This window comes from Symmachiella macrocystis, assembly GCF_007860075.1.
Lineage (GTDB): Bacteria > Planctomycetota > Planctomycetia > Planctomycetales > Planctomycetaceae > Symmachiella > Symmachiella macrocystis.
Genome location: NZ_SJPP01000003.1, coordinates 600,428 through 613,556, shown reverse-complemented (window position 1 = coordinate 613,556; position 13,129 = coordinate 600,428). Strand labels below are relative to the sequence as shown.

The window sequence follows — 13,129 nt, the reverse complement described above, 5'->3', positions numbered from 1 at the left end:
CTTTGCCGTCTTTGCGACTTTACGTGAGGCTTTTTTTCCAATGTGTGTCACCATGGACATCGGATTATGAGCGGGGACAGTCGATTATAGACCGTCGGGCGATTGTTCAACCATGGATCGGGAAAATCCAAGGTGCGGCGGCGGAATGTCTAGGGGATTGCCCCCCGCGTTATGCAGCGGCGAATTCCTGATCGCCCCACACTGCGAGATTGACAATCGGCCACAACCACATTCCCGCTGCTGCCGGGTTTGCGGCCAATTCGGCCAGCGGTTCGGCCTGAAACAGGTTCCGCGCAAAGGGGCTGGTCATGAGCGTTTGTTGCACCCATGGTTGCCACGCTCCTGCGAACCAGCTGGCCACGGGCGTGGGGAAACTCGCTTTTTTGCGGCTGGCCAGTTCCGACGGCAAGCGGCGCTGCGCGATCGTCCGTAGTAGGCGTTTCGAGCGTAGGCTTCCGCGTTGTTGCAGCGACGCTGAGGAGAGATGCGGCGCGAGTTCGTGTTCGGCAACATCGATTTTGTAGCGCATCGGCAGCCGGAACATTTTGTCCACCAAGACGTGATCGGCGTACGGGACACGCGCCTCCAAGCCGGCCGCCATCGTCGAACGGTCCAGCCGCGAGAGCAGGGCTTCCAGATTGACCTGATGAATCACCGCCGCTTGTTTGCGGTGCGAATGTTCTCCATCACGATCACCGAACATCCGGTCGTAATGGCCACGCATACAGTGATCGTCTTCGGCGAGTTGCCAGGCCCAGGGTTGCAGGAGTTGCGGTTTGACCGTGGTGGGGATCAGGCTATTGAGCGCCAAATAATGGTCCCCTTCTGAACCAAACTGCAATCGTCCGTACTGCTGCAATAACGACTCACGGGCCTGGTCCGCCTCAAGCGGCGTCCCTTTGTAGCGTCCCGCCTGCAGCGATTGTCCTGCTGTGAAATCACGGCCCGACCAATGTTGCACGGCATAGCCGCAGAGCAGTTCATCGGCGCCTTCACCCCCCAGGGCGACACCGACATGTTGTTTCATACGCTCGGCGAGACGATAGATGATCACGTCCGTGGGGGTCGAGAGGGGCAGGCGTTGTTGTGCGACGAGATGTTGCCAACTCTCTAAGTAGTCCCCCGCGTCCACATGGACTTCGTCGTAATCACAATCGAAATGGCTGGCGCAGCGGCGGGCATAGGTGAAATCAGGCGAAGCCTCATCGCCTCCCCCGCAAAATGCTTTGAGGCCGCTCGTTTGCGACGTTTGCATCATTGACAGGATGGTATTGGAATCAACGCCGCCGCTGACAAATGCACCCACCGGCACATCGCTCGCCAAGTGGCAGCGTACTGATTCCTGCAGCGTGGTGTCTAATTCCGCGGCGGCTGACTCGTAGTCGATCGGCTCGTTCGATTTTTGTGGCGGCTGCCAATACCGAACAATCTCCTTCCGTCCCTCTTCTGCAATCAAATACTCTGCCGGCTGTAATTGCTGGATGCCGTCGTACATCGTTTCGCGGCCCAATGTCACGCGAAATGTCGTGAGGTAGTGACTGGCGACCTTGAGATTGGGCATCGGCGAGACGCGGGGGTGCCGGAGAATCGCGGCGACACTGCTGGCGAAAACCAAGTCTCGTCCGACCATGGAAAAATAGAGCGGCTTGATGCCGAATCGGTCGCGAGCTAAAAACAAACGGTCCGTCTGAAAATCATAGATTCCCAAGGCAAACATCCCGCGAAGATGCTGCACGCACTGCGTCCCCCAGCGACGATACGCCTCCATAACCACTTCGGTGTCACAGCGCGACTTGAAGCGATGCCCGGCAGCTGTCAATTCATCTCGTAACGCGTCGTCGTTGTAGATTTCGCCGTTGTAAACCAACACGCAGTTGCCGTCGTCGGAGACCCAGGGTTGGTGGCCGCCGGTCAAATCGCGAATTGCCAAGCGGCGGTGCGCAAATGCCAGATTGCGGTTTTCAAAAATGCCCGCGCCGTCGGGACCGCGGGACAACATTTCGTCCCGCATCGCTGTCAATGCGCTGCGGTCGATGTCGACCTGTTCACCCGGCTGGGCAACGATTCCCAGGATTCCGCACATCGGGGGGTACTCAAGGGGATTAGAGGGGCGGGGACAGCGCGCATTCAGGCGCTTGCCTGTGCTCATTCGTTATCGACTGGTCCGAGTCGGATTTTCCGGCAAGCAGTCAATCTCCGATTTGTGCTGTCTGTGACACGTAGGAAAGTTTGGGACAATTTGACGACGAGGTCATTTTTGCCAGCGATTACTCAGGTTGCCTGCCAAATGCGCACGGTTTTGCTAATATCCATAGCACAGATTCTCTGAAACCTTAGCGAATCGAGATCGACGATCTTGGTTTGAGCGTTTATGCCGTCGTTAGCGCGGGAAAGCGATCCCGCACGGAATACACGCCGGTCACCGCCGGCGAAAAGGATGTCTCACATGGCCATTGACCCTTATGCACTCTGTCCTTGCGGCAGCGGCAAGAAAATTAAGTTTTGCTGCAACGACATTGTCGAGGACATGCAAAAAATCTTGTCCATGCGGCAAAACAACCAATTGCACATGGCGCTGCAATCACTCAGCCGGTTGCGGAAGTCACTCAAGGCGGGGCATCCGGGCGAAGTCTGGGTCCGCACGACCGAGGCCACCATCCTGCTGGAAGACAATCAGTTGGATCTGGCCAAAACTGCCGTCGCCGAAGCGCTCGAGTCGTTGCCGGACAATCCACAATTATTGGCGCTCTCGGCGATCACCTCAGTCTTGGCCGACGGATACCAGGCCTCCCAGGACATCGTGAACCGCGCCCTGCAACAGTCAGCCGCCGAACAACGAAATCTCATCGCCAATTTGGGATCCTTGTTGGCCCAGCATTTCATGGAATCCAACAAAGTCATGGCGGCCCGGCAGCACTTGACCTTGTCGCTGAGAATGTCAGTCGATCCCGCGCCGGTCGTCGAACAACTCTCAGCATTTGACGGCAACCAGTCGCTGCCTTTTTGGTTCCGTTCCGATTACTTTATGAAATCGGTCGATGTCGCAGAAGAATTGAAAGAGGACTACCAAGCCGCGGCGGCGCTGGAGAGCTGTGGTTGCTATCAGTTGGCCGCTGCTGCGTTTGAGGTGATCGCCAACAAGGATCCGGAAAATTCCGGTCTGTGGTACAACACCGCTCTCTGTTTGGCCTGGTCCGGCGATGAACCGGGAGCGATCGAAGCCTTCGGCGAAGCTGCCCGCACGGAAACGAATTTCGACGACGCGGTCGCCTGCGAAACCCTCTGCCAGATGTTGGAGTTGCTTGATCCCGAAGAAGGGATCGAGGTTTCGCGGACGCTGTTTCAAGTGAAGTCCGTCTCCAAATTGCTCACCCATTGGCAAGAGACTCCCTGCATCGTTCCGGGCGAATCATCTCCCGAGGAGAAAGAGAACTACGCAGCCAAACTACAACTCATCGACCGCCCGCAAATACCGCAGGATGAGTTGGAGACTATGAGTGTCGAGGATGTACCCAACTTGATTGGCGACATTACCGTGATCGACGCCGATGCCGACAACCCGGCCCAAGTGCTGTTTGAATACTACGGCAAGGCTAAGCTCGATTCCCAGATCTCGCTATTGACCGAAGCGGCTCAGGGCGAATTGGAGCTTGATGGGAAAACGGAAATCGTCGCCACGATGCCGACGGAAATCCATGACCTGCACCACAACTGGTACGTTGCCCCGGCCACCCCATTGCATGCATTGCACCGCTTGTCGCGTGAACGCTGGGAACGCATTCTGGCAGAGGTATGGCCGAATCTGCCGTTGTCTGCGTTGGATGGAAAAACACCACTGGAAACTGTCGGCGATGACGAATCGAAGCTCGAATTGACGGCGGCTATCAATTCGCTCGAAGCCATTTGCGATCAACAAGAATACTTTTTTGACCCGCAAATATTGCGGGAACGACTGCAAGTTTCCGAACCGACGCCGTTGGTGATCGGTGAAGAGACTGTGTTGTCGACACTCACTCTCGCCGAATTGCGGCGACTGACGATTTCTGGATTGACCGACACGCAATTGACCCACGTATTGCGGCGGGCCATTGTGACCAAACTCTGCTCGCTGTCGTACAAGGTCTTCACGGAAATACTTACCCGCCCCGAATTACTCAGTGAAGCCGACACCAGTGCTGTCTATTCTGAGTTGGTTGGTTTGGCACGCACAAAATTCAACCGTGAAGAAGCGCTGGAATGGATCGAAAAAGGACGGGACTACGATCGAAACCGCAACGAATCGATCGAGACCGTCGCCATGTGGGACCTGCGGGAAGCCACGGTGCGATTGTGGGATCTCGAAGATCCCCGAGGCCCGCAAATCCTCAAGCGTTTGTGGGAAGAAACATCCGTCAAGTTGCCCTACTTGAAGAATGTCCTGCAGACACTGGTCGAAACGACCGGAATTCAACCGCCCTGGGAGAGCGGCATCATTCAATCCCCCGATGGCAGTGCTGCGGCTGGCGGAGAGGTCTGGACGCCCGGTGCCCAGTCGGGTGAGGAAAAGTCAAAACTGTGGATTCCCGGCCAGGATTGAGCGCAGGCATGAGTGCGATTGGCAGCAATTTGGGCCGATTTCGGAATGGGCCTTCCGGTGCCAATATTAAGGATTCCCGGTAACGATTGAGACGGCGGGAACTCTCTGGGCTTGATTGTCGTCCAATCAGGTACGATATAGTATATTGTGAGGCACATCACGGGGCTCCCGTAATGTGACCTGGGCCACGCTCGCACATCTCAACCGGGTGAACTATGGCGACAACAGAACATTCAACGGTCGACAAACCCCAACAATACGTCGATTTTGACGAATATGTCGGATTCCACCTGTCGCGTACGCAATCCGGGATCAAATCCACAGAAATTCTCACGACGCTGGGTTGGATTGGGACTCTGGGACTGGCCTATCTGCTGATCTTTACCGTCCTGGACCATTGGTTCATCGATGGCGGATTCAGCCGATTCGCCCGCCTGAGCCTCTTGCTCTCCGCAGTGGCACTGGGAGTCGGCTGGTTTGTGTGGCGGGTTGTCGTTCCGTACATGCGGAGCATCAATTCGCTCTACGCAGCCCGACAGATCGAACAGTCCACACCGTCGCTCAAAGGGGGGCTCGTGAATCTGGTCGATCTACAAAATACCAACAAGCCGATTCCCGAACATGTGCGAATTGCCATCGAAAAACATGCGGCCTTGGAATTGTCGCATGTCGACGTCGATCAGGCGGTCGACCGTCGCCCATTGATGCGAGTCTCCTACCTGTTGCTGGTGATCGTGACCGCATGCTGTTTGTATGCCTTGCTCTCTCCCAAGGATATCCTCGCCTCAGTGAAGCGGGCGCTGCTACCGACCTCGGCGACGGCTCCACCCACGCAAACACGCATTACGGATGTCGAGCCGGGGAACGTCACCGTCGTCGCTCGCGAAAACGTGACGGTAAAAGCCAATATCGGCGGCCGCATGCCCGAGCACGTGACGCTCTATTATTCGACGAGTGACCGCAAGTACGTCGATGAACCGGTGCCGATGGAGCAACCCGACGCGGAGCTGACTGCATTTGTCGCTGAATTGTCCGGCGAGAACGGGCGCGGATTACTGGAGAACATGACCTACCGCATCGTCGCCGGCGACGCGGAAACCGAGGATTTTCAAATCACGGTGGTCAAACCACCCTCGGCAACGGTCAATTCGGTTGCCTATGAATTCCCCTCCTATATGGAAATGGAAAACCGCACCGAACCAACAGGGCACATCAGCGCACATGAGGGGACACTGGTACGCATCAATGCTGAGGCCACCATCCCCGTGTCGACCGCGAAAGTTGTCTTCGTCGAGGGCGACCAGCCGACCGGTGAAGAAGTCCGCATGACGATCACCGACGGCACGCAATTGTCGGCGGACTGGAAATTAGTGATCCGCGACGACGGTACCTTCGCCCCCCATTATTGGATTGAATGCAAAACCGAAGATGGCCGCTCCGATCCCGATCCAACGCGCTACAACGTCGTCATCAAACCCGACCTCGCCCCGATGGTGGAATTGTTGGCGCCGCAACGCGACTTGCAGATGCCGGCCAATGGGATCATTCCGCTCGCATTTCGCGCCGCCGATCCCGATTTTCGCCTCCGTTCGGTCCGACTGATCGCTATGAAAGATGGCAGCGTGATCGTCTCTGATCCACTGCTGGACGAAGACAGCCCCCGTAAGACTCTGCAAGGCCGATATGATTGGAAACTGGAGCCGCTCAAGCTCACGCCCGGTGAGCGGTTGACGTTTTATCTGCAGGCTAAAGACAACCGCACGCCATTGGCGAACACCAAGCAGACCGCGAAACTGAACATCGAAATTATCGAGCCGGTCACCGTGGAAGAAGCGCAACAGCAACTCGAAGAAGAAAAACAAAAACAGCAGGAGCAAGCGGAACAACAGCAAGACCAACAACAAGAAGACCAGCCCAACGAAGAGGGGCAGCCCGAAGAGGGAGAACAGGGCCAGGGCGCATCGAAACAAGGGGAACCGGAGGAGGGTGATTCGGGAGAAGGCGAACCGGGCGATGAAGAGAGCGAAGACGGGACACCCTCGGACAAGCCATCCGAATCGGGCAAGGGGGGAGACGACACGTCGGACGGCGAGGACTCAGGGGATCAATCCTCAGAAACGCAATCTGGAGATTCCGGAGACTCGGGAGAAGGGGAACAGCAACAGAAACGTTCCTTGGATCCGGAAAATCAACAAGACCAAGAAGAAGCCCTGAAAAGGATCCTTGATCGCCAAAAGGAAAAAGAACAACAAGAAAAGCAGCCGGACCCAAAACCCAACGAGAAGGGCGAAAAACAAGAGAGTGAAAATCAGCCGCAACCAGGCGAACAGTCTGAGGGCGACCAAACGAATCAGCAGGATGGGGATTCCACGCAGACGGGTGACCCGGACCAAAACTCCGACTCCCAGCAGAACCAAGGCAAGCCGAAAGGGGAACAGCCACAACAAAGCGATCCTGGTGGAGAAAACGGCGACACTGACTCGAATCCCGGCGACAATAATCAACCCGAGAACGATCCGAATTCCAACAACTCCTCTCCGGGCAATAAGACCGATCAGCCTAAACCGGATACGGCTTCGGGCGACGGAAATCAAACCGACGACGAGCCCGATGCAAAGGACCCCGGCCAACCAGATAACAACGTCCAGGGGACCGAAGAACCTGCTGCCGACGACGAAAATGCCAGGAAAACCGACGCCACCGGCGAAGAAACCGGGAAAGGGAAAGCGGTCGACGATCAAGATGCCGAAGAGGCCCAGAAAAAACTCGACCGCGAGGGAGACAAAAACGAAGCCGGCCGCAAACCGGGCGATCCCGACGCCAAACCCCAGGCTAATGAAAAAGGCGATCCCAACGACCCTGATGCCAAAAAGGCCACGCCCAAACCATCAGAGCCAAAGAACAAAAATGATGAACCGGAGGCCAAGCCTGGCGAAGGCACGAAGTCACCACCGGAACAAAAATCGGACGCCATAGGAGAAGAACCCAACGGCGAAGGTGAGAAGAAAGAGCATGTGCCCGAAGCCGAAAACGGAAACACCGGGAAAAAAGGCGAGCCCACCGCACCGAACGACAAGGCCCCCGAAAAACCGCAACCGAACAGCGATAAGGATCCGCAAAAACAGGGGCAACCTAACGAATCCCAACCCCAGCCGGGTGAAAAATCTCAAGAACCTCCAGCCGAAACATCCGAGACCCCACCAAGCGATAAACCCGAAGGACAGGGTGGTGATCAACCGGGAGGGGAATCGGGAGAGAGTCCAGAGGGCGATTCAGGAGATAAGTCGGGAGACAAACCGGGAGACAAACCGGGAGACAAACCGGGTGAATCCTCCGACAGTCAAGGCCAACCCGGTTCTGAACCGGGTGAAGGGGCAGAGGGGGAGAAGGGTGACAGTCAATCGGAACAATCGGGTCAAGAAAGTGGTTCCAAACCAGGAAAAGCAGGCGATTCATCGTCCGATAGCACCGGCGGCGGTGCCTCATCTGCGCCCCAGGGAGACAACGCATCGGACGAAGACGCGGCCAACGCCGGTGCCGAAGCGGACGGCGATGCTGACGGGAAACAAGCCGCCGAAAAAGGCGAAGGCGAAGGAAAAGAATCCAAGCCACCCGCCTCCGCCGAACAGGCGAATTTGGATTACACCAAAAAGGCCACCGAATTGGTGCTCGATAAAATCCAAGGAGATATCGAGCGGGGCGAAGTGGACGAAAAACTGTTGGAAGAACTCGGCTGGACCGAAGAACAGTTACAAGAATTCTCTGATCGGATGCAAAACAAATTGCAGCGGCTGGAAGAAAAACCGAGCGACACCCCCGCTGCGATTGCCGAACGACGGCAATTCGAGGAGATGCTCAAGGACTTAAATCCAGAAACGCAAATCAAGAAGCGATCGAGCACCACCAATAACGAACAACGCATTGAACAATTCGATGCCAAGGCCCGCAAAAAAGTCCCACTGACCTATCGCCAGCGACTAAGAGCCTACACCCGCAGCCTATCGAAAGATGCGAATGTGAAACCTGCGAAGCGAAACTCGAAAAAATAAGCTGAAGCTCGTAGGTCATGCTGTGCATGACGACGCGAACATCTGTCTCCAATTGCGCGTTGTCATATTTTTACCGCAGCGAACGCGAAGAATCGCAGAGGAAAAACACCCGGTAAAACTGACCCTACGCTGGCTTATTTTGAATTGGGTATCCGATGACGAGCAAGTCATCAGTCAAATCTTCGAGCCTCAAGTTTGAATTGATCGCCGAAACCAATTCATTTGATAACGGTTGATGGCCATAGACCGCCGCTACCGCGTCGCGGGTCAGGTCGGACGAGTCATTCCACGTCTCTTGGTAATATTCTTCCGCCCACACACAGTATGTCTCGGGAGCACCATCGAGAAGGGTAAGTAAATATCCCGAACCATCGGGATCGTTGCCAGCGGGGAACTTCAAGTCGCCAAGTTGCCATTCCACGGTGTCGTTGTGTCTCCAGAAACAGAACGTGGAATTTTCAATATCAATAGCAGGTTCATTCAAGAATTCCGAGAACTCCTGTGGGACCTTCGAGAATAATCCCGGCCAGAGTTTAGGCGGATTGTCGCGGGATGGTGTCATTATCGCTTCGTGTGAGAATCCCTTAATGAAACAACCGTGTTGGTTGAATAATGCAAAGAGTTCGTCCCCACAGCCGTTGCGCATCGAACCCAATTCCTCTTCTGGAGCCCAATGGCAATTGAACGAATAATATCGATGTTCCCATTCCGGACTGAGTATCGCATCTAGCATTGCGAGCGATTGAAACAGTCGCCGCAGTCCCGCGATATCTGGTAGTTTGGACAGATTACGCGCTGAAATCATTCTCTGCGGCCCTCTGCGAACTCTGCGGAAAATCTAATCTCTGCCCAGACATTTTACGATTGCCACTCCAACCGCCGTTGCTGTTTCATCTGTCAAATGCAACGGCTGAATCACCAACACCCCCTCGCGCAGTTTCCCATGCCCCACATAGACCCGTGGGCTGCCAGTGCGCAATTCGCGGCAAACATCGAAGGCGGTTTTGCCGAGCGCTGATTCGTTGATTTCGATTTCCAACTGCGGTGCGGATTCGCCGTAACTGCTCGCAAGCAGCTGGCAGGTGCAAGGTGCGGTGGCCAGTGCGTCGGCGATGATTTGTAAGCGGCGGTGGTCATCTTCCAGCAATCGGTCGTAGGCACCGCTGGTGAAGAGTTCCAGGGCGGTGAGCAGGGCGACGATTTCCTCTTTAGAGACTTTGTACCCGCGGCCGAATCCATGCCGCGGTACGCCGGGAAGTTTGTCGCGGTCGATCAACTCCGGCGGCGGTTCCCACAATTCGGGATGGTCGTCCATGTCGAGAAACTGCAGCGCCGCTGCACGAATCAAATCACCGCGTCCAGCCAGAATGCCCGTCGACTGTGGGCCGCGAATCGCCTTGCCGCCGCTAAAGGCGACCAAATCCGCGCCGGCAGCAATCAACGCCGTCAGATGTGCCCGCGGCGGCAATTCACCGGCAGCATCGACGAGTACCGATAATTTGTGGCGATGCGCCATCGCAGCCAGTTCGCTCAAATCGGGCCGTGACGTCGGCGAAAAACTATAGATGATCCCCACCGTTTGCGGAGTGATCGCCGCTTCGTATTCCCAAACCTCAGTTCGTCGTACACCGGCGTTGGCGACGATTTCGTTAAAGCCCACTTCTACCAAGCGCGCCCCCGAAGCACGGACAGCGTGGTCGTAGCCGCTGCGCTGTTCGCGGGCAATGAGAACGTCACAGGCAAAATCATCACAGTGCGGCAGGCGTTCCATTTTGCCCAAATCGTCACCGGTGATCATGGCAGCGCTGCCCAACGTCAGCGCTGCTGCAGCGCCGGCCGTAACGATCCCCGCCTCTGCGCCGGTGGCAGCGGCAATCCGCCGGGAAGCGGCCGCTTGCAGTTCCTCCAACGACACACAATCACCGGCGGCCGCGACGAACGCGTCAAGCACCGGTTGCGGCATGGGGGCGCCTCCCAGTCGCGTGACAGCGCCTGTGGCGTTGATGACGGGGGTGACCCCAAAGTCTTCATAAATGCCCACTGAGTGACCTCATGAAAAAAAAGCCGACGGCTGTCACCATCGGCTTGGAGTGCGATTGTATTCTCGGCAGCGACAGTTGTGCCGGCGTTACGATTTTTTCGCCGGTGCGGGAGGCATGGTGGCGAATTGCGGCGTGACTTCGCGGAGATTCGGGGTGATGTCCGCATTGACGTTCCCGGTGGCCCAGGAGAGTGCGCCGAGGATCAAATTCTGAAAGATCGGATTCGTCCAGACGTCGGCGCGGTGTCCCATCGAAGAATAAAACACGCGGCCTTTGCCATGTTTCCGTGCCCAGGTGGCGGGGAAGTTTGGTCGGTCGTAATCGCTCCCCTTCATGCCTGCCGTTTCCTGGACTAAGACCACGTGCAGGTCATCAGCGAAATTCTTGAGGCTATACCATTCATCACGTATCTCAAACGATTGGCCGCGGTCTTCCAGTCCCGGGAATTTGGGATCGGCGATGACCATTTTGGCAACTTGTTGTGGACCATGCTTGATGAATTCGCCGCCGATCATCTCGATATACGGATCGCGATTTGGCTGGTTGACGAACTGGTTTTTGCCGTAGTGCTCCGGCGAATGATACGTGTCGGAAGCGCTATGCGTGGCAACAAAGCCTTTGCCATCCTTGATCGCTTGTAGAAACGCCGCTTTGCCTTCCGCCGAAACGGGCGGGGCATCGTCGCGGCTTTTGGATTTGCTCAAGTCCCCTTGCGTGTAGAAGAAAAACGCGTCGTATTTGGCGATGTTCTCGGGAGTAAAAACCGAGCCATCCTTGGTGGCGTAAACTTCGAAACCATGTTTCTGGCCCAGATCCATCAACACCAATTCCGCCGGTCCATACTCCGCTTTGTCACGGCTGACCGATGCATGTTGGTAACCCTCACTACGGGTGTACATCAGGACTTTGCGGCGCTTGCCCGTTTTGTCATCCGCCCAGCCAGCGGGAAACGATCCCAACCCATAAGTCGAAGCAGCAGCCACCGTAGCAGCCAACATTTCACGGCGATTGAACATAATTAATCATCCCCAGGTATTCGATAATAAAAGCAATAATCTACTGCCTACTGGATCACACTTCCCAACCCACGCGGTATTCCTTGTCCAACAAATCGTTCGCTTGCGCGTTGTTGGTGATCTTCATGCTCTGCGGATCATAGTGCACCATTTCACCGGTGCGGTAGGCCACGTTGCCCAACAGTACGATTTCGGTGAAGGGGCCGGCGTAGTCAAAGTTGCTGCCGGTCGGGCTGCCGGTTTTGCAGGCGGTGATCCATTGTTGATGGTGGTGCGTTTGGGAGAATTCCTCGGCATTCTCCGGTGTGAGATCTTTCGTCTCATCCCCTGTGAACAACGTTGGATATTTCGCATGCGGGCAGGCGATTTGTCCGTCGTCGCCGATCAGCAAGCTGCCGTTCATCGGCAAGCGTTCGGCGACCTCACCAGTCGGCCGGGCTTCGCCTTCGTACCAATAGACGGTGCAGGGCGGCAGATCGCCCCGGGCGGCAAATTCAAACTTGGTGATCATTTCCGTTGGACCGCTGGCGGGCAATACCGCTGGACCCGTCGACGTCACCTTGACCGGTCCGCCCAAATTGAGTGCCATGAAGACCGGATCCATCAGATGGATGGCCATATCGCCGATCGCACCACAACCAAAATCCCACCAACCCCGCCAAGCGAAGGGGACGTAGGCGGGACTGTATGCCCGTTCCGCTGCCGGTCCCAACCACAGATCCCAATGCAGGTCCTTGGGAACCGCCGGCTGGTCTTGCGGGACCGTTTGTCCTTGCTTCCACCACCGGCCGGGACGGTCGGTGATGACGTGGGCTTCGCGGACCGGGCCGATGGTGCCTTGCTTCACCAAATCGATCATCTTTACGTAGCCGGGATGTTCGTGATTTTGCGTCCCCATTTGAGTGGCGACACCCATTTTGCGTGCGGTTTCGGTCAGCAAGCGGGCTTCGCGAACGGTGTGCGTCAGTGGTTTTTCGCAATAGACCGGCAAACCCCGCCGCAACGCGCGAATAGCGGCCGGAGCGTGGTGATGGTCCGGCGTGCCGATCACAACGGCATCCAGATCGTCTTGCTGCAACAATTCCCGGTAGTCGGCATATGTCTTGGCCGATTTATGACCTTCGGCCGCTTGTCCCAACCGTGTGTCGTCGACGTCGCACAAGGCGACAATGTTTTCGGTGGCTACAGCGTTCAAATCCGCTCGGCCACGACCGCCGACGCCGATGGCGCCGATGTTGAGTTTTTCGTTCGGAGACTTCGCAGCTCGCAGACTTTGAGTCCCGCTGACCCACAGGGCGGTTCCCAGAGCAGAAGTTTTCAGAAAATCGCGGCGCGAGGTTTGGCGGTGTCTCATAGGAGTCCTCAATTGGGGAAATATCGTGTCGAGGGCCGTAGAGGCCTTTCGGGGCGAATCAATATATCACGATACCCGAATCGATGGGGCCT

General features: G+C 56.3%; 7 protein-coding genes. 2 read left to right on the top strand and 5 right to left on the bottom strand.

Features of this window, described 5'->3' with window-relative positions; all coding sequences use genetic code 11:
* Nucleotides 1–169 precede the first annotated feature (169 nt).
* Nucleotides 170–2,083 (bottom strand): asparagine synthase (glutamine-hydrolyzing), encoded by a 1,914-nt coding sequence (asnB, locus tag CA54_RS25880; protein ID WP_197532841.1) that lies wholly within the window; start codon nt 2,081–2,083, stop codon nt 170–172.
* A gap of 363 nt (nt 2,084–2,446) precedes the next feature.
* On the opposite strand from asnB, the gene CA54_RS25875 reads away from it, so the two are divergent.
* Both CA54_RS25875 and CA54_RS25870 read left to right on the top strand, forming a co-directional pair.
* On the top strand, nt 2,447–4,576 hold the full coding sequence (locus CA54_RS25875) for a hypothetical protein (RefSeq protein WP_146373883.1): 2,130 nt from the start codon (nt 2,447–2,449) through the stop codon (nt 4,574–4,576).
* A 215-nt stretch (nt 4,577–4,791) separates the two neighbouring features.
* Nucleotides 4,792–8,625 carry a hypothetical protein gene (locus CA54_RS25870; RefSeq protein ID WP_146373882.1) on the top strand — a complete coding sequence of 1,278 codons (3,834 nt, stop codon included), beginning with the start codon at nt 4,792–4,794 and terminating at the stop codon, nt 8,623–8,625.
* A gap of 124 nt (nt 8,626–8,749) precedes the next feature.
* Here the strand turns inward: CA54_RS25870 and CA54_RS25865 are convergent, their stop codons facing one another.
* The 4 genes from CA54_RS25865 to CA54_RS25850 all read right to left on the bottom strand — a co-directional run bounded on the left by CA54_RS25865 (nt 8,750) and on the right by CA54_RS25850 (nt 13,037).
* Nucleotides 8,750–9,430 (bottom strand): hypothetical protein, encoded by a 681-nt coding sequence (locus tag CA54_RS25865; protein ID WP_146373881.1) that lies wholly within the window; start codon nt 9,428–9,430, stop codon nt 8,750–8,752.
* Nucleotides 9,431–9,463: 33 nt separating this feature from the next.
* Nucleotides 9,464–10,666: an aminotransferase class V-fold PLP-dependent enzyme gene (locus CA54_RS25860; RefSeq protein ID WP_146373880.1), complete on the bottom strand. Its 1,203-nt coding sequence runs from the start codon at nt 10,664–10,666 to the stop codon at nt 9,464–9,466.
* Between the two features lie 87 nt (nt 10,667–10,753).
* Nucleotides 10,754–11,683, bottom strand: a complete 930-nt coding sequence (locus CA54_RS25855) for a ThuA domain-containing protein (protein WP_197532840.1) — start codon at nt 11,681–11,683, stop codon at nt 10,754–10,756.
* 55 nt (nt 11,684–11,738) lie between these two features.
* Nucleotides 11,739–13,037: a Gfo/Idh/MocA family protein gene (locus CA54_RS25850; RefSeq protein ID WP_146374202.1), complete on the bottom strand. Its 1,299-nt coding sequence runs from the start codon at nt 13,035–13,037 to the stop codon at nt 11,739–11,741.
* Between the last annotated feature and the right edge of the window lie 92 nt (nt 13,038–13,129).